Below are 16,984 nucleotides of genomic sequence, written 5' to 3'. Positions count from 1 at the left end.
GCTCCCCCGCTCAACGGTCCCGGTCGGCGGTCCCCGGCGCGGCACCGGCGTCGGCGGGCTCGCCGTCCCGCGCGGCGGCCGGCTCTGCGGGGACGGCCGGCTCCACGGAAGCCTCGGACGATCCGGCCGGAGCCTGCGGCCGGGCCGCGCGGTCGCCCTCGGAGTCGTCGTGCCCGGAGTCGTCGTGCCCGGAGTCGTCGTGCCCGGCCGGGTCCGGTCCATCCGGCTCGTCGGCACCGTCCGGCCCCTCGACTCCGCCCGGCTGCTCGGGCGGCGGGACCTCACCGGTGGACTGGAAGCGCCGGTACTGCTCCTCGGTCACCACCCGGTACGCGCTCGGCGCACCGACCGCGGCCGGCTCCCGGGAGACGTCGACCTGCGAGACGTCACTGGTGGCGGCGTCACCCGCGCCCAGCGGGGCGGGCACGCCACCGACCGGCACGAGGTATTCCTGCGGCCCCCGGACCCGGACGAAGTAGACCAGCGCGCCGAGGAAGACCAGGACGGCGGTCCAGACGTTGAGCCGGGTGCCGAGGATCTCGGTCGCCGCGTCGGTACGCATCATCTCGATCCAGAACCGGCCGGCGGTGTAACCCATCACGTAGAGCGCGAACGCCCGGCCCCGGCCGAACTTGAATCGACGGTCGAGCAGCAGGACCAGGCCGGCGACGCCGACGTTCCAGAGCGCCTCGTAGAGGAAGGTCGGGTGGAAGAGCCCGGGTTCGAGGACCGGATTGCCGCTGTCGTCGCGGAGCGCGTGCCCGGGATTGACCGGGTCCATCCGGTGGATCTCCAGGCCCCACGGCAGTGAGGTCGGCCCGCCGAACAGCTCGTTGTTGAACCAGTTGCCGATCCGGCCGACGGCCTGGGCCAGCGGCAGACCCGGGGCGAGGGCGTCGGCCACCACGGTCAACGGCAGGCCGAGCTGCCGCACGGCGAGCCAGGCGCCGACGGCGCCGCCCGCGACGGCGCCCCAGATGCCGAGCCCGCCCTCCCAGATGTAGAGGGCCCTGACCGGCTCACCGCCCTCGCCGAAGTAGGTCCCGGGTGAGGTGATCACGTGGTAGATCCGGGCACCGACGATGCCGAACGGCACCGCCCAGACGGCGATGTCCAGCACCGCCCAGGGGGCGACGCCACGGCGGCGCAGTCGCAGCTCGGTCACCACGGAGGCGACCACGATCCCGAGCACGATGCAGAGTGCGTACGCCCGGATCGGCACCGGCCCGAGCTGCCACACGGCGGTGGCGGGGCTCGGCAGGGCCGCCTGAGGAGAGAGCGAGGCGAGGGTCACGGGTGCACAGGCTACCGTCGCAACCCCTGCCGGCGGCACCCCGGTCCGGTTGCGTACCCCAGGCGATTCCCGCCTGCTTCGTCCTGATACGTACCGCGAACTGGCATGTCGTCCTTTTTCGCGGTGAACTTCACCGGTCCTCGGCCGCGCCGACTACCCGGTCAGCGCCGGACGGCGCGGACGCCCTCGGCGAGTTCGGCACTGAGCCGGCCCAGCGCGGCCAGCCCGGCCGCCTCGTCGGGTGCGTCCAGCACGCAGCGGACCAGGGCGCTGCCCACGATCACCCCGTCGGCGTACCGACCGATCTCGGCGGCCTGTTCGCCGGTGCTGACGCCGAGCCCCACCCCGACCGGCAGCGCGCTGATCTTCCGGATCCGGCCGACCAGGGTCGGTGCGGCGTCCGAGGTCTTCTCCCGGGCGCCGGTCACCCCCATCAGCGCGGTGGCGTAGACGAAGCCCCGGCAGTGTTCGAGGGTCATCGACAGCCGCCGGTCGGTCGAGGAGGGCGCGACCAGGAACGTCCGGTCCAACCCGTACGCGTCGGAGGCGGCCAGCCACTCGCCGGCCTCCTCCGGGATCAGGTCCGGAGTGATCAGGCCGGTGCCCCCGGCGGCGGCGAGGTCCCGGGCGAAGGCGTCGACGCCGTAGCGCTCGATCGGGTTCCAGTAGGTCATGGTGACCACCGCAGCCCCGGTCGCGGCCACCGCCTCGATGACGCGCAGCGTGTCCCGGGTGCGTACCCCGCCGGCCAGCGCGATGTCGCTGGCCCGCTGGATGACCGGCCCGTCCATCACCGGGTCGGAGTAGGGGATCTCCACCTCGATCACGTCGACCCCGGCGTCGACCATCGCCCGCATCGCGGCGATGCTGCCGTCCACGGTCGGGAAGCCGGCCGGCATGCAGCCGACCAGCAGCGCCCGCCCCTCGGCCCGGGCCTTCTCGAAGACGACCCCGATGCCCCGCTCGGCCGTGGTGGCCATCTCGCTCACCTCTGGTCCCCGTCGAGGATGCCGAAGTACTCCCCGGCGGTGTGCACGTCCTTGTCACCCCGGCCGGAGAGGTTGACCACGATGGTGGGCTCGTGGCCCAGCTCGGCGGTGAGCTCAGGGATGATCTTGAGCGTACCGGCGAGCGCGTGCGCGCTCTCGATCGCCGGGATGATCCCCTCGGTCCGGCAGAGCAACTGGAACGCCGCCATCGCCTCCGCGTCGGTGACCGGCGCGTACCGGGCCCGCCCCGCGTCGTTGAGCCAGGCGTGCTCGGGGCCGACACCGGGATAGTCCAGCCCGGCCGAGATCGAGTGCGACTCGATCGTCTGCCCGTCCTCGTCCTGCAACACGTAGGTGCGGGTGCCGTGCAGCACCCCGGAGGAGCCACCGGTGATGCTCGCCGCGTGCCGCCCGGTCTCGACCCCGTCGCCGCCGGCCTCGAAGCCGTAGAGCCGGACGTCGGCGTCGGGCACGAAGGCGTGGAAGATGCCGAGCGCGTTGGAGCCGCCGCCGACGCAGGCGGTCACCGCGTCCGGCAGCGCACCGGTCAGCTCCAGGCACTGCTGCCGGGCCTCCACTCCGATGCCCCGGACGAACTGCCGGACCATCGCCGGGAACGGGTGCGGGCCGGCGGTGGTGCCGATCAGGTAGTGCGTCCGGTCGACGTTGGCCACCCAGTCCCGCATCGCCTCGTTCATCGCGTCCTTGAGGGTGCGCGAGCCGGCGGTCACCGGGACGACGGTGGCGCCGAGCATCCGCATCCGGGCGACGTTGAGGGCCTGCCGCTGGGTGTCCACCTCACCCATGTAGACCACGCACTCCAGGTCCAGGTACGCCGCCGCGGTGGCGCTGGCGACACCGTGCTGGCCGGCACCGGTCTCGGCGATCACCCGGGGCTTGCCCATCCGCTTGGTGAGCAGCGCCTGGCCGAGCACGTTGCGGACCTTGTGCGCGCCGGTGTGGTTGAGATCCTCCCGCTTGAGCAGCACCCGCGCCCCGACCCGGGCGGAGAGCCGCTCGGCCCGGTAGAGCAGCGACGGGATGTTGGCGTACTCGCGCAGCAGCCGGGTGAACTCGGCGTTGAACGTCTCGTCGGCCAGCGCCTCCCGGTACGCCGTGTCGAGTTCGTCGAGCGCGGCGACCAGCGCCTCCGGGACGAACCGGCCGCCGTACGGGCCGAAGTGCCCGGCGAGGTCGGGCAGGGTGGGGGCGCTCATGTCGGCACTCCGCTTCGTTCGCTCATCGGACCGGCCGGGGAGTCGCCGGATGGTTCCCGGCGTTGACCAGTTCGGCCACCGCCTCGCGGGGACTCTTCTGGGTGACCAGCCCCTCGCCGACGAGTACGGCGTCGGCGCCGGCCGAGGCGTACCGGATCAGGTCGTGCGGGCCGCGTACCCCGGACTCGGCGATCTTGACCACGTTGTTCGGGAGGCCCGGGGCGATCCGCTCGAAGACCGACCGGTCGACCTCCAGGGTCCGCAGGTTGCGGGCGTTGACCCCGATCACCCGGGCGCCGGCCTCCAGGGCGCGGTCCGCCTCCTCCTCGTCGTGCACCTCGACCAGCGCGGTCATCCCGAGCGACTCGATCCGCTCCAGGAGGCCGACCAGCACGTTCTGCTCCAGCGCGGCGACGATCAGCAGGACCAGGTCGGCACCGTGCGCCCGCGCCTCGTGCACCTGGTAGCTGGAGACGACGAAGTCCTTGCGGAGCACGGGAATGTCCACCGCGCTCCGGACCGCCGCCAGGTCCTCCAGCGACCCGCCGAACCACCGTCCCTCGGTGAGCACGCTGATGCAGCGCGCCCCACCGGCGGCATAGTCACCCGCCAGATCGGCCGGGTCGGCGATCTCGGCGAGCTGTCCCTTGGACGGCGACGAGCGTTTCACCTCCGCGATCACTCCGACGCCCGGGCGGCGCAGTGCCGCGTACGCGTCCCGGGGTGGCGCGGCCGCCGCCGCGAGTTCCTTGATCTGCTCCAACGGCACCTGTTCCTGCCGCCGTGCGACGTCCTCGCGGACTCCGGCGAGGATCTCGTCGAGCACATTGGCGGACGTGGCCGATCCGGCTTCGTCTCCCGCCGCGTGCGGATGCTCAGCAGTCACCAACGGACTCCCCTCTCCGGGTGTCATGGGCCGATGCTAGGCGTCGCCACGGGGCGGACGCCCTCGGGGGTATGGCGTGCTTCACGAGATGGGCTGGGGCATAATGGCCGGCCCTGTGAGCGGACTATCACGCTGCGCCATCTCCGGCGGCTCGGGTCTCGCCCGGCTGTGACCGAGATCAAGGAAGCGCCGCGCGGCACCGGAGGTTGTCCCGGATGGTGAACCGGGCCCCGGAGGAACCGTTGATCCGGGGGTGACCGGCCGGAAACACCGGATGGGCACCATCAACCTCGGGCACACTGGTCGCGGGACCGCCGCCGGCCAGCCGGATCGATTTCGTGCGGGGAAGACCATGAGCGCTGCGAAGCCTGACTCGACCATCGACCTGACCAGCATTCCCCGGGCCGTACTCTCCGTCGCGGTCGGCATGGTGCACAGCGTCGAGCGGGCGGTGATCGGCGACGCCCGGATCCGGACCGCCCGGGGCAACGCCTGGGAGGCGATCTGCGCGGACCGGGAGCGGGCACTGCGCCGGGACGAGATCCGGGCCCTGGTGGCGTCCCTCGCCGCCGCGCCGCCGGTCGGGCCCGCGACCGTCGCCGCCCGTGGCTCGACCGCCGCCCGCACCGCCGCCGCGCCACGCGGCTCGACCGCCGCCCGCCAGCCGGTCAGCTGACCGTCGGGTCCTCGCCCCGGTCCAGCGCGTCCCAGGCGGCCGTCGTGCGCCGGGCGTCCACCCGGCCGTCGGCGGCGACCACCGCACCGGCCCGGCCCGGCCCGGCCGGCCGGGCCCGCTCGTAGCGGGCACCCATCACCGGCCACCCCCCGCCCCGCACGGCCGTGAGGCCGCCGGCCGCCCCGGCCAGCAGGCCGCCCAGCGCGCAGAGCAGCGGCCAGCCGGCACTGAGCTCGCCGCCGGCGCCGAACCCGGCGTAGCCGGCACCGGCCGCCACCCCGATGCCGAGCAGCGCCAGCACTCCGCCGACCAGCCGGCGTCCGATCCCCCGGGTGCCGAGCACCGCTCCGGCGGCGGCCAGCCCGACCAGGGCCAGCGCCGGCAGCCAGGGGAGCAGGTCGCCGCCGGTCCGGGTCACCCGCCCGGGCGGCAGCGGCGCCGGGCGGGCGGTCAGCTCGACCGACCAGGTCCGGGTCGCCGCGAAAACCGCGAGGCCGGCGCCGACCAGGCAGAACAGCACCGCGTACGCCAACTCCCGCCGTCCCGCCACCCGTGCCACGCCGCCCGGTGCCGCCGCGGAGCCCGGTGCGGCGTCGGCGCCGGGTGGATCGGCCGGGGCCGGTCGCTCGGCGGGTACCGGAGTTGCCTCCGGCGGTCGGTCGGGGTTCACCGGGCCGGCCGGAGCGTCTCGGCCGCCGCGATCGCGGCCAGTACCGCAGCCGCCTTGCTCCGGGTCTCCCGGTCCTCGGCGGCCGGGTCGGAGTCGGCGACGATCCCGGCACCGGCCTGCACGTACGCCCGGCCGCGGCGGATCAGCGCGGTCCGGATCGCGATCGCCATGTCCAGGTCGCCGCCGAAGCCGAAGTAGCCGACCGTGCCGCCGTACAGGCCGCGCCGGGTCGGCTCCAACTCCTCGATGATCTCCATCGCGCGCACCTTCGGAGCGCCGGAGAGGGTACCGGCCGGGAAGGTGGCGGCGAGCGCGTCGAACGCCGTCCGGTCCTCCCGCAGCGTCCCGACCACGGTGGAGACGATGTGCATGACGTGGCTGTACCGCTCGATGGTGGCGAACTCCGGCACCTCGACCGTGCCCGGCCGGCAGACCCGACCCAGGTCGTTGCGGCCCAGGTCGACCAGCATCACGTGCTCGGCCCGCTCCTTCGGGTCGGCGAGCAGCTCGGCGGCGAGCCGGCCGTCGTCGGCCGGGCTGCCGCCCCGGGGCCGGGTGCCGGCGATCGGGTGCAGCATCGCCCGGCGCTGGCCGTCCGCGCCGGTGCTGACCTTCAGGTGCGCCTCCGGGGACGACCCGACGATGTCGAAGTCGTCGAACCGGAGCAGGTACATGTACGGGCTCGGGTTGGTCGCCCGGAGCACCCGGTAGACGTCCAGCGGGTCGGCCCGGGTCTCCCGCTCGAAGCGCTGGGCCAGCACGATCTGGAAGCACTCGCCGGCCCGGATCGCCTCCTTGGCCACCTCGACCGCCTTCGGGTACTCCCCGTCGGCGGTCCGGCTGAGCACCTCGCCCGGTGACGGCCGGCCGACCGTGGCGATCATCGGCGGGATCGGCCGGGACAGCGCGGTGGTCATCGCGTCCAGCCGGCCGACCGCCTGGTGGTACGCCGCCGTCACCTGGGCCGCCCGCTCCGGGTCGTCCCCGGCGGCACCGGCCGGCCCGCCCTCGGTGACGCCGGCCGGCGGTGCCGGCAGCAGGGCGTTCGCCACCAGGATCGCCGAGCCGTCGAAGTGGTCCAGCACGACCAGGTCGGTGGCGAGCATCATGCCCAGCTCGGGCAGGCGCAGGTCGTCCTCGGTCAGCGACGGCAGCCGCTCGAACCGGCGTACGACGTCGTAGCCGAGGTAGCCGACCATGCCGCCGAGCAGCGGTGGCATGGGGCCGTGCCCGGATCCGACCGGGCCGGTCGCGTCCGGCCCGGTCAGCGCCGCCACGGTCGCCCGGAGCACCGCCATCGGGTCGCCACCGCTCGGCAGCCCGGCCGGTGGCGTACCGAGCCAGTGCGCCTGGCCGTCCCGCTCGACCAGGGTGGCGGCGCTGCGTACCCCGACGAAGGAGTAGCGCGACCAGGCGATCCCGGCCGCGCCGGCCCCCTGCTCCGCCGACTCCAGCAGGAACGTCCCCGGGCCGCCGGCCAGCTTGCGGTAGACCCCGACCGGGGTCTCCCCGTCGGCGAGCAGCCGCCGGACCACCGGCACCACCCGCCGGGTCCGGGCCAGCTCGCGGAAGGTCGCCTCGTCCGGGCTCACCGCTCCGGTGGTCATCGGGTCACCGCCCCAGCCTCGGTCATGTCGTCGGTCCGGTGGAGGTCGCCCCGGTGACCGGCAGCTCGTCGGAGAAGCAGGTCCAGCTCCCGGTGTGGCAGGCCGCGCCGACCTGGTCGACGCTGACCAGCAGGGCGTCGCCGTCGCAGTCCAGCGCCACCGAGCGGACGTACTGGTGGTGGCCGGAGGTGTCGCCCTTGACCCAGTATTCCCGCCGGCTGCGCGACCAGTAGGTCGCCCGGCCGGTGGTGAGGGTGCGGTGCAGCGCCTCGTCGTCCATCCAGGCGACCATCAGCACGTCGCCGGTGTCGTGCGCCCGGACCACCGCGGTGACAAGTCCGTCGGGGTTGCGGCGCAGGCGCGCGGCGATCGCCGGGTCGAGGGCCGAGGGTCGCGCGGGGCCGCTGCGCGCCGGCCCGGGCGCGGTCACCGGGGAGAGATCGGGTACGGGCATAGTTCCCGATTGTTTCGCACGCGGCGCCGGAACTGTCGACCCGTCCCCGCTCCCGCCCGCCGAAGTGGCCCGGGCCACGCCGCCCCGGGTGCCGTCCGTCCCCGGTGGGGTGATCGTCCCGGTCCGGTCCGGGCGGACGAGCTGGTCGACGTAGCGGTCGAGCCGGCCGTCGCGCAGGGCGGTGGCGAGGTCCGGCCCGACCACCCCGGCCAGTTCCTCGGCGTACGGGCGGGCCAGTGCCACCGTGCCGGCGACCAGGCGGTGCGCGGCGGAGTGCAGCCGGGGCAGGGTGTCGGGGCGCAGCCCGAGGCAGGTGAGCATGTCGTCGCGGTAGCGCTCCGGTGCGACCGGCAGGTCGAGCGCGGCGGCGAGCGCGTCCCGCCGGCTGGCCACCGTGACCGCCGGGTTGGCGAGCCGGAGCACCGAGGGGCAGCGCCGGGCCAGTTCGGCGGCGGCGAGCCGGGCCTCGTACTCGGCACCGCTGGCGCAGGCGCCGCCGACCTTGCCGAGCGCGGCGACGAGTTCCTCCAGATCCGGCTCGGCGGGGCGCTGGCGGATCTCGGTGACGTCGACGGAAGATCGCCAGGCGCCGTGTGCCCAGAGTAACCGTACGGGCGCGACGACCGGCAGTCCGAAGGACCATTCGGCGGGCCGGTCGAGCCGTTCGAGCCAGGATTCGACGTCCCGGACGGCGACCGACAGGTGGGTCAGCCGGTCGCCCGTCTCCACGAGGAACGCCGGGTACGCGGCGTACGGTCCCCCGCTGACCAGGACATCGATGTCCACGTCGCTGTACGGGGTGGCGGCCCCCCGGGCATAGCTGCCGCGCAGCAGCACCCCGACGACGGGCGGGCCGGGCATTCGGCGCAGCCGGTCCGTCCAGTCGTCGAGAAACCGGAGTTGCCGTAACGGACCGTGATCCACGGCGTCATCGTGCCGCAGGTCCGATCATGACGCAACGCCCGATCATGCTTCGCCTGGGCGTTTCGTCCGTTATCTGCCAATAAATCGCATTGATTGCTCCGGGTAGCGCTCGCCGGCCGCCGCGCCGACGGGTACCGCGGCGGAGAGCTGGGCCACCTGCGCGCCGGTGAGCCGCAGGTCGACGGCCGCGGCGTTCTCCTCCAGATAACCGACCCGCTTGGTGCCGGGGATCGGCAGGACGTCGTCGCCCTGGGCGAGCAGCCAGGCCAGCGCCGCCTGGGCCGGCGTACAGCCGATCTCGGCGGCCACCTCGCGGACCCGGGCGACCAGCTCCAGGTTGGTGCCGAGGTTCTCCTCGGCGAACCGGGGTGCCCGGTTGCGGAAGTCCTCGGCGTCGAGCTGCTCCCGGCTGTTGATCGTCCCGGTCAGCAGTCCCCGACCCACCGGCGAGTACGCCACCAGCGCCACGCCGAGGTCCCGGCAGGTCGCCAGCATCTCCCGCTCGACGTCCCGGCTGAACAGCGAGTACTCCATCTGCACCGCCGCCACCGGATGCACGGCGTGCGCGGCTCGCAGCGTCGCCGGACTCACCTCGGAGAGCCCGATGAACCGCACCTTGCCGTCCACCACCAGCTCCGCCATCGCCCCGACGGTCTCCTCGATCGGTGTCTCCGGGTTGCGCCGGTGCAGGTAGTAGAGGTCGATGGTGTCGACGCCGAGTCGGGCCAGCGAGGCGTCGCAGGCCTGGCGGGCCCACGCCCCGGAGCTGTCGACGTACGCCCCCGGCGAGGCGGTGGTACTCCCCTCGCCGGTGAACCGGTTGCCGAACTTGGTGGCCAGGAATACCTCGTCGCGGCGCTTGCGCACCACCGGGCCGAGCAGTTCCTCGTTGTGCCCCCGCCCGTACATGTCGGCGGTGTCCAGGTGGTTGATCCCGAGGTCGAGGGCGCGGTGCAGGGTCCGGGTCGACTCCTCGTCGTCCCGGGTCCCGTACGCCATGCTCATCCCCATACAGCCGAGCCCGATGGCCGAGACCTCCGGTCCGATGGCACCGATCCTGCGCTTGTGCATCGCTTCCGCTCCGTCCGCCGTACGTTCCGCCCTGCCCGGTCCCAGGTTTCCACCTCACCGCCGAGCGGGCCATCCGGGACCGGTACCCGCTCCGCACCCGCCGGGAAACCGGCCGGCCCGATGGACGATTGTCCCCGGACAAGATTTCATCTAGCGTTGATTTCAACAGTTGATGAGTTTTGGAGGGAGGCACCATGGAATCCGCGATCGAGGTCCGCGACCTCGTCGTGACGCGCGGGAGACGGCAGGTCCTGCACGGGATCGGCTGCACCGTCCCGCGCGGCAGCGTCACCGGCCTGCTCGGCCCGAGCGGCAGCGGCAAGACCACCCTGCTGCGGGCCATCGTCGGCGTGCAGGTCGTGTCCGGCGGCACCGTCACCGTGCTCGGCGAGCCGGCCGGCGCCCGGAGCCTGCGGCGGCGCGTCGGCTACCTGACCCAGGCGCCGAGCGTCTATCCGGACCTGACCGTCCGGGAGAACACCCGCTACTTCGGCCGGCTCTACGGCCTCGGCCGGGCCGACGCCGACCGGGCGATCGCCGACGTCGGCCTGGCCGACGCGGCCGACCAGCTCGTCGGCACCCTCTCCGGCGGCCAGCGCAGCCGGGCCTCGCTGGCCTGCGCCCTGGTCGGCCGCCCCGAGGTGGTGATCCTCGACGAGCCGACGGTCGGGCAGGACCCGGTGCTCCGGGCCGAGCTGTGGCAGCGGTTCCACGCGATGGCCGCCGAGGGCACCACGCTGCTGGTCTCCAGCCACGTGATGGACGAGGCGGCGCGGTGCGACCGGCTGCTGCTGATCCGGGAGGGTCGGCTGATCGCCGACGACACCGTGCCGGCGGTACGCGCGGCGGCCGGCACCGACGACCTGGAGGAGGCGTTCCTCCGGCTGATCCGGGCGAACGAACTGGCCGGCGAGGACCGGCTGGCCGGCAGCGGCGATCGGAGGGCGGGGCGGTGAACCTGCGGATCCTGGCCGTCACCACCGGCCGCATCCTGCGCCAGCTGCGCCACGACCGGCGTACCGTGGCGATGCTGCTGGTGGTGCCGGTGGTGCTGCTCACCCTGCTCTACCACATGTACGGCGACCAGCCGGCGCCGCCCGGACAACCGGCCCTCTTCGACCGGATCGCACTGGTCATGCTCGGCGTCTTCCCGTTCGTGATCATGTTCCTGGTCACCAGTATCGCCATGTTGCGCGAGCGCACCTCCGGCACGCTGGAGCGGCTGCTCACCACCCCGCTGGGCAAACTGGACCTGCTCTTCGGCTACGGCCTCGCGTTCGGACTGGCCGCCACGGTCCAGGCCGGCGTCGCGGCCGGCGCGGCGTACTGGCTCTTCGACCTCTCCACCGCCGGCAACCCCGGGCTGGTGGTGCTGATCGCGGTCGTCAACGCCGTACTCGGGGTCGCGCTGGGACTCTTCTGCAGCGCCTTCGCCCAGACCGAGTTCCAGGCCGTACAGTTCATGCCGGTCGTGGTGATCCCGCAGATCCTGCTCTGCGGCCTGTTCGTCGCCCGCGACCAGATGGCCGGCTGGCTACAGGCGATCAGCGACGCGCTGCCCCTGTCGTACGCGGTCGGGGCGCTACAGGAGGTCGGCGCGCACGCCGAGCCGACCGGCACGATGTGGCGGGACGTGGCGGTGGTGGCCGTGGCGGTGGTGGTCGCTCTGGTGCTCGCGGCGGCGACGCTCCGGCGGCGTACCGGCTGAGGGTCCGGGTCACCGGTCGGCGCATCGCGGGAGGCGCCGACCGGTGCCGGAGGAACGAGCACGAGGACGGCGATGGCACGACGGAGCGGACGGCGACCGGGCAACCCCGACACCCGGGAGAGCATCCTGAGAGCCGCCCGGGAGGCGTTCGCCGAACGCGGCTTCGACCACACCTCGATCCGGGCCATCGCGACCGCCGCCGGAGTCGACCCGGCACTGGTACACCACTATTTCGGCACCAAGGACCAACTTTTCCTCGCCACCATCGACATCCCGTTCGATCCGCAGGAGCTGCTGCCGCAGATCGCCGCCGGTGGGCTCGACGGGATCGGTGAACGCCTGGTCCGGACGTTCCTGCGGGTCTGGGACTCCCCCGCCGGTACCGCCGGGGTAGCGCTGTTCCGGTCCGCGATGAACAACGAGTGGACCGCCCGGCTGCTCCGGGAGTTCCTGGAGACCCAGGTGCTCCGTCGGGCGACCGGGCTCCTCGAGATCGACCCGGCCGAGGCACCGCTGCGCTCGTCGCTGGTCGCCACCCAGATGGCCGGCATGGTCATCGTCCGCTACATCCTGCGGCTGGAGCCGCTCGCCTCGGCACCGCCGGACGTCGTGGTCGCGGCGGTGGGGCCGACCATCCAGCGCTACCTGACCGGGGACGTCACCCGGCTCACCGGCCGGCCGGCCGATCCGGCCACACCGGGCGGGGCGCGTCCCGACACGCCGGGCGGGGCGCGGCGGGACGGCTGACCCGGGAGGACTACCGGTCGGACCAGACCTGGTCGGGAGTGCTGCCGACCGGCCACTCCTGGTCGGGGCGCTGTGCCTGGTGCCGCCGCCGGCAGAGCACGGGGTGCAGCAGCTCCGCCAGCTCCGCCTGGTCGGCGAGCGGGCGGGGGAAGGCGAGCCGGGCCCGGCAGCGGGTACCGCGTCCGCCGAGGGCCACCACCATGCCGTACCGGTCCAGCCGGACCACCCGGGGCGGCGGCTCGTCCGCCCCGTCCGGCGGTACGAGGTCGCCGAGCTGGCGCCGGAGGAAGGCGGCGATCTCCGGCCCGTGGTGGTCCGCGAGGTCGGCGAGAAGGTCACGTTCCAGCGGGTGCAGCGGGTCCGGCTCGGCGGCGGCGTACTCGGCCGGCTCGACGTGCCGCACGGTGCCGGCACGTTCGAGCCGGATCTCGGCCGGCTCGAACCGGTACAGCGTGAAGCCCCGGCCTACGTCCAGCAGGTCTCCGGTCGGCACCACCTCGGCGAAGTCGATGGCGGCCTGCCGCGCCTCGATCCCGGCCAGCGGCTCCGGCCAGCCGGAGATCCAGACCCGGCCGAGCGGCGGCGCCCCGGCGGCCGGCGGCAGGTCGCGGACGTCGAGCACGAGCGCGGTGCCCCGGCTGCTGCCGGTCGGCCGGAGTGCGGCGGCCAGGTCGCTGACGATCGAGACGAGCAGCAGGATCCGGCCCGCCGCGTCGGTGGCGTGCCGGACCTGGTGCGGTCCGGGCCGGTAGGCGAGCTGGGCGGTGCCGGCGAGCCGGCCGGCGGCCAGGGTACGGGCCACCTCCGCGGAGCTGGGCTGCATGACGTCGACCTCCGGCGAAGTTAGCCTGTCCTTAGTAAGGGCAGGCTAACTTATCGGGCGGTCGGCGTCCATCTCCCGGCCGACCCCCCCGCCGCCACTACCGGGTCTGCTCCAACCAGGACGCGTAGAGCAGGCCGTAGACCGACTGCGGGTCGCTGACCAGTTCCTCGTGCGGACCGCGCTGCACGATCCGGCCCCGGTCCACCACGATCACCTCGTCGGCGGCCTGCGCGGTGGAGAGCCGGTGCGCGATCGCCACCGTGGTCCGGCCCCGGGTCACCGCGTCGAGGGTGCGTTGCAGGCGTACCTCGGTGGCCGGGTCGACCGCGCTGGTCGCCTCGTCCAGCACCAGCAGGTCCGGGTCGGCCACGTACGCCCGGGCCAGCGCGACCAACTGCCGCTCGCCCACGCTGAGCGCCTCGCCGCGCTCACCCACCGGCGTCGCCAGCCCGAGCGGCAGCCCCTCCACCCAGTCGCCGAGACCGAGTTCGGCGAAGGCCGACGCCAGTTCCTCGTCGGTCAGCTCCGGCCGGCCGAAGCGGACGTTCTCCGCCACCGTGGAGTCGAAGAGGAAGCCGTCCTGCGGCACCATCACCACCCGGGAGCGCAGCGAGCCGAACCGGACCCGGTCCAGCGGCACCCCGGAGAGCAGCACCGTCCCGCCGGACGGGTCCATCAGCCGGGTCAACAGCTTCGCGAAGGTGGTCTTGCCACTGCCGGTCTCGCCCACCACCGCCACCCGGGTCTTGGCCGGGATGTCCACGTCGACGTCGACCAGCACCGGCGGGCCGCCCGGGTAGTGGTATTCGACGCCGGCGAAGCGGATGTCGATCGGCCCCGGCGGCAGGTCCATGCCCTGCTCGCCCGGGTCCGCCACGTCCGGCGCCACGTCGAGTACGTCCAGCACCCGCCGCCAGCCCGCCACCGCGTTCTGCGCCTCGTTGAGCACCTCGGTGGCGATCTGCACCGGCTGGATGAAGAGGGTGACCAGGAAGAGGAAGGCGGTGAGCTCGCCGATGCCGAGCGACCCGTCCACACCCAGCCGGACGCCGAGCACCACCACCCCGGCCAGAGCCAGCCCGGCGGCGATCTCGCCGGTCGAGAAGCTGACCACGCTGGTCCGGATGGCCCGCTGCTGGGCCCGACGCTGCGCGTCGATGCTCCGGTCCAGCCGCTCGGCGGTCCGGCCCGACACCCCGTACGCCCGGATCACCGGCGCGCCCACCACGGTCTCGGATATCGCCGCCAGCATCGCGCCGAGCCGCTGCCGGACCAACCCGTACGCGGCGGCGAGCCGCTTCTGGAAGATCCGGATCACCGCCACGGCCGGGATGAACGCGGCGAAGACCACCAGGGTCAACTGCCAGGAGTAGACCGCCATCACCACGGTGGTCACCGCCACCTGACCGAGGTTGATCAGGAGGATCACCCCGCCCCACTGGAGGAACTGGGTGATCTGGTCCACGTCGCTGGTGACCCGGGAGACCAGCGAGCCGCGCCGCTCCGCCTGCTGGTGCAGCGTCGACAGGTCGTGCACGTGCCGGAAGGCCCGCACCCGCACCCCGGCCAGCGCCGTCTCGCTGACCGTGAAGAGCCGGCGCATCATCAGGTAGCCGCAGATGGTGGTCACCACCAGCACCGCCGCGGTGGCCCCGACCACGATGCCGACCACCCCGATGTCCGGCCCGCCGGGCGCACGCAGCCCCCGGTCGATGCCCTGCTGGACCGCGACCGGTATGGCGGCCCGGCCGACCATCGAGACCAGGGCCAGCGCGAGGGTGCCGGCAAGTCCGGTACGCAGTTCCGGGGAGAGCGCCAGCCCCCGCCGGAACGTCCCCCAGGCGCTCTCGGCCCGCTCCGGTACCGCCCCGGCCGTGGTCGTGCTCACGCGTCCACCTCTTCGCCCCGGCGGGTCGCCGGATCCTCGTACGCCCGCTCGCGTTCCCGCTCCGCCTCGGCCCGCTCGTACGCGGTGACCAGCGCGGCGTAGCCGGGCGTGGTACGCAGCAGCGTGGCGTGGGTGCCCCGACCGACCACCCGGCCGTGCTCGACGTAGACCACCTCGTCGGCGAGCGCGATCGTCGCCCGCCGGTACGCCACCACCAGGATCGACGCCCCCGGTCCCGGCGGGCCGTCGGCGTCGGTCGACTCCGACCGCCCGCCGCGCAGCGCGGCCAGGATCGCCGCCTCCACCCTCGGGTCGACGGCGCTGGTGGCGTCGTCCAGTACCAGCAGCCGGGGCCGGCCGGCCAGCGCCCGGGCCAGAGTGAGTCGCTGCCGCTGGCCGCCGGAGAGCGCCGCGCCGCGCTCGCCGACCAGGGTGTCCAGGGCGTCCGGCAGCGCCGCCACAAAGCCGTCCGCCTCGGCCAGCCGCAGCGCCGACCAGACGTCGTCGTCGGTGATGCCGTCCCGGCCGAGGGTGATGTTCTCCCGGATGGTGTCGTCGAAGACGAACGGCACCTGGGCGACCAGCGCGGTGTTGCCGGCGAGCGAGGCGGCGGTGAGGGAGCGCAGGTCGACCCCGTCCAGGGTCACCGTGCCGGCGTCCGGGTCGACCAGCCGTACCGCGAGGGAGACGATCGTCGACTTGCCGGAGCCGGTGGGCCCGACCAGCGCCACGGTGCGGCCGGCCGGAACGGTGAACGAGACGCCGTGCAGCACCGGTACCGGCCCGGGTGCGGCCGGTACGGCGGGAGCCGGCTCGACCGGGGCCGCCTCGGTCGGTGGCACCACCTCGGTCGGCCTCGCCGCGGCCTCCGGTTCCTCGATGGCCAGGCCCGGTTCGGCGGGGGCGGTCGGCGGTGGCGGTTCGGCCGGGGCGTACCCGAAGCTGACCCGGTCGAAGACGAGGGTGGCCGGACGGCCGTCCCGGCGGTCCAGCGTGGTGTCGCCGTACGGCATCTCGCCGGTGGCGGTGAGCACGTTCTGCAACCGGTCCCAGCCGGCGACGCTGCGCGGTAGCTCGGCGAGGACCCAACCGATCGCCCGGACCGGGAAGGCCAGCACGGTGAAGAGGAACGCCACGCTGATCAGTTCGGTGATGGTGACCGCGCCCTGGCTCAACCGGACCGCGCCGACCAGCAGCACCGCCAGGGTACCGAGGCTGGGCAGGGTCTCCAGCATCGGGTCGAAGACGCCCCGGAGCCGGCCGACCGAGATCAGCGCGTCCCGCAGCTCACCGGCCTGGGCGGCGAACCGGGTCGTCTCCCGGGCCTCCTGGCCCATGGTCTTGACCACCAGCGCCCCGTCGAAGCTCTCGTGGGCGATCGCGCTGACCTCGGCGCGCATCTGCTGCGCGCGAGCCTGCCGGGGTGCCATGCGCCGGGAGTAGACGACGTTCAGGGAGAAGAGCGCGGGAAAGATCGCCACGCCGACCAGGGCGAGTACCCAGTCGGTGACGAAGAGCGAGCCCATCGCCGCGACCAGCATCACCAGGGTGCCGACCGCGAACGGCAGCGGTGCGATCGGGAACCAGGCCGCCTCCACGTCGGAGTTGGCGTTCGAGAGCAGGGTGCCGGTGGCGTGCCGGTGGTGCCAGGCCAGCGGAAGCTCCAGGTAGCGGCGGGTGATCCGGCGCCGGTAGCTGGCCTGCAACCGGTACTGCATGAATCCGGCGCCGAGCCGGCGCCCGAACATGCCCAGTACCCGGCCGACGCTGACCGCGAACAGCGCACCGGCGCCGAGGAGTACCGCGGCCAGGTCGACCCGGCCGGTCTCCAGCGACGGCACCACCACCTCGCCGACGACGGCGCCGACCACGTACGCGCTCGCGATGATCAACAGGCTGTACAGAACGCTGCCGCCGACCGCCACCGCGAAGATCCGTGGCTCCTCGCGGACCGCGTAGCCGAGGACCCTGATCCCCCGCACGAGTATGTCCCGGCTTGTCTTGCCCGCCACGCTATCCCCCGCCGTAAG

The 16,984-nt window shown here is 73.8% G+C and carries 14 protein-coding genes and 2 pseudogenes; 4 read left to right on the top strand and 12 right to left on the bottom strand.

Annotation, left to right across the window (positions count from 1 at the left end; translation table 11 throughout):
* Positions 1-10: 10 nt before the first annotated feature.
* The 4 genes from lgt to trpC form a co-directional block, all read right to left on the bottom strand.
* Positions 11-1,294: a prolipoprotein diacylglyceryl transferase gene (lgt, locus tag V1634_RS11210; protein ID WP_331207697.1), complete on the bottom strand. Its 1,284-nt coding sequence runs from the start codon at positions 1,292-1,294 to the stop codon at positions 11-13.
* Positions 1,295-1,455: 161 nt separating this feature from the next.
* Positions 1,456-2,274, bottom strand: a complete 819-nt coding sequence (trpA, locus tag V1634_RS11205) for a tryptophan synthase subunit alpha (protein WP_331207696.1) — start codon at positions 2,272-2,274, stop codon at positions 1,456-1,458.
* A gap of 5 nt (positions 2,275-2,279) precedes the next feature.
* Positions 2,280-3,500 carry a tryptophan synthase subunit beta gene (gene trpB / locus V1634_RS11200; protein ID WP_331207695.1) on the bottom strand — a complete coding sequence of 407 codons (1,221 nt, stop codon included), beginning with the start codon at positions 3,498-3,500 and terminating at the stop codon, positions 2,280-2,282.
* 22 nt (positions 3,501-3,522) lie between these two features.
* Positions 3,523-4,326 carry an indole-3-glycerol phosphate synthase TrpC gene (trpC, locus tag V1634_RS11195; protein ID WP_331207872.1) on the bottom strand — a complete coding sequence of 268 codons (804 nt, stop codon included), beginning with the start codon at positions 4,324-4,326 and terminating at the stop codon, positions 3,523-3,525.
* A 412-nt stretch (positions 4,327-4,738) separates the two neighbouring features.
* On the opposite strand from trpC, the pseudogene V1634_RS11190 reads away from it, so the two are divergent.
* Positions 4,739-4,957, top strand: a pseudogene (locus tag V1634_RS11190) (hypothetical protein); the annotation flags it as partial.
* A gap of 97 nt (positions 4,958-5,054) precedes the next feature.
* On the opposite strand, the gene V1634_RS11185 reads toward V1634_RS11190, so the two are convergent.
* From V1634_RS11185 to V1634_RS11165, 5 genes and pseudogenes are all read right to left on the bottom strand, one after another.
* A complete protein-coding gene (locus V1634_RS11185) occupies positions 5,055-5,621 on the bottom strand; it encodes a Trp biosynthesis-associated membrane protein (protein ID WP_331207871.1) in 567 nt (188 codons plus the stop codon).
* Positions 5,622-5,728: 107 nt separating this feature from the next.
* Positions 5,729-7,339, bottom strand: coding sequence for an anthranilate synthase component I (locus tag V1634_RS11180; protein ID WP_331207693.1), 1,611 nt, complete (start codon positions 7,337-7,339; stop codon positions 5,729-5,731).
* A gap of 22 nt (positions 7,340-7,361) precedes the next feature.
* Entirely contained in the window at positions 7,362-7,793 is a 432-nt protein-coding gene (gene hisI / locus V1634_RS11175) for a phosphoribosyl-AMP cyclohydrolase (RefSeq protein WP_331207870.1), read from the bottom strand.
* A gap of 237 nt (positions 7,794-8,030) precedes the next feature.
* Positions 8,031-8,654 (bottom strand): annotated as a pseudogene (locus V1634_RS11170) (nucleotidyltransferase domain-containing protein); the annotation flags it as partial.
* Positions 8,655-8,786: 132 nt separating this feature from the next.
* Positions 8,787-9,788 carry an aldo/keto reductase gene (locus V1634_RS11165; RefSeq protein ID WP_331207692.1) on the bottom strand — a complete coding sequence of 334 codons (1,002 nt, stop codon included), beginning with the start codon at positions 9,786-9,788 and terminating at the stop codon, positions 8,787-8,789.
* 194 nt (positions 9,789-9,982) lie between these two features.
* Between V1634_RS11165 and V1634_RS11160 the strand changes: the two genes are divergently transcribed.
* The 3 genes from V1634_RS11160 (at position 9,983) to V1634_RS11150 (ending at position 12,243) form a co-directional block, all read left to right on the top strand.
* Positions 9,983-10,744 (top strand): ABC transporter ATP-binding protein, encoded by a 762-nt coding sequence (locus V1634_RS11160; RefSeq protein WP_331207691.1) that lies wholly within the window; start codon positions 9,983-9,985, stop codon positions 10,742-10,744.
* Positions 10,741-11,496, top strand: a complete 756-nt coding sequence (locus tag V1634_RS11155; protein WP_331207690.1) for an ABC transporter permease — start codon at positions 10,741-10,743, stop codon at positions 11,494-11,496. Before V1634_RS11160 ends, V1634_RS11155 begins: the two co-directional genes overlap by 4 nt.
* A 72-nt stretch (positions 11,497-11,568) precedes the next feature.
* Positions 11,569-12,243, top strand: a complete 675-nt coding sequence (locus V1634_RS11150) for a TetR/AcrR family transcriptional regulator (RefSeq protein WP_331207689.1) — start codon at positions 11,569-11,571, stop codon at positions 12,241-12,243.
* 10 nt (positions 12,244-12,253) lie between these two features.
* Here the strand turns inward: V1634_RS11150 and V1634_RS11145 are convergent, their stop codons facing one another.
* The 3 genes from V1634_RS11145 to V1634_RS11135 all read right to left on the bottom strand — a co-directional run bounded on the left by V1634_RS11145 (position 12,254) and on the right by V1634_RS11135 (position 16,966).
* A complete protein-coding gene (locus tag V1634_RS11145; RefSeq protein ID WP_331207688.1) occupies positions 12,254-13,066 on the bottom strand; it encodes a DUF2470 domain-containing protein in 813 nt (270 codons plus the stop codon).
* 97 nt (positions 13,067-13,163) lie between these two features.
* A complete protein-coding gene (locus tag V1634_RS11140) occupies positions 13,164-14,954 on the bottom strand; it encodes an ABC transporter ATP-binding protein (RefSeq protein WP_331207687.1) in 1,791 nt (596 codons plus the stop codon).
* Positions 14,951-16,966: an ABC transporter ATP-binding protein gene (locus V1634_RS11135; RefSeq protein ID WP_331207686.1), complete on the bottom strand. Its 2,016-nt coding sequence runs from the start codon at positions 16,964-16,966 to the stop codon at positions 14,951-14,953. The genes V1634_RS11140 and V1634_RS11135 overlap by 4 nt, the downstream gene beginning before the upstream one ends.
* Between the last annotated feature and the right edge of the window lie 18 nt (positions 16,967-16,984).

The organism is Plantactinospora veratri (assembly GCF_036421995.1).
Classification (GTDB): Bacteria; Actinomycetota; Actinomycetes; order Mycobacteriales; family Micromonosporaceae; genus Plantactinospora; species Plantactinospora veratri.
This window is presented reverse-complemented; position numbering and strand designations above follow the sequence as displayed.

Bases quoted from the DNA above. Each gene is read 5' to 3' on its own strand.
- trpA (WP_331207696.1), bottom strand. From the start codon at position 2,274: ATGGCCACCACGGCCGAGCGGGGCATCGGGGTCGTCTTCGAGAAGGCC.
- trpB (WP_331207695.1), bottom strand. From the start codon at position 3,500: ATGAGCGCCCCCACCCTGCCCGACCTCGCCGGGCACTTCGGCCCGTAC.
- V1634_RS11180 (WP_331207693.1), bottom strand. From the start codon at position 7,339: ATGACCACCGGAGCGGTGAGCCCGGACGAGGCGACCTTCCGCGAGCTG.
- hisI (WP_331207870.1), bottom strand. From the start codon at position 7,793: ATGCCCGTACCCGATCTCTCCCCGGTGACCGCGCCCGGGCCGGCGCGC.
- V1634_RS11165 (WP_331207692.1), bottom strand. From the start codon at position 9,788: ATGCACAAGCGCAGGATCGGTGCCATCGGACCGGAGGTCTCGGCCATC.
- V1634_RS11160 (WP_331207691.1), top strand. From the start codon at position 9,983: ATGGAATCCGCGATCGAGGTCCGCGACCTCGTCGTGACGCGCGGGAGA.
- V1634_RS11150 (WP_331207689.1), top strand. From the start codon at position 11,569: ATGGCACGACGGAGCGGACGGCGACCGGGCAACCCCGACACCCGGGAG.
- V1634_RS11145 (WP_331207688.1), bottom strand. From the start codon at position 13,066: ATGCAGCCCAGCTCCGCGGAGGTGGCCCGTACCCTGGCCGCCGGCCGG.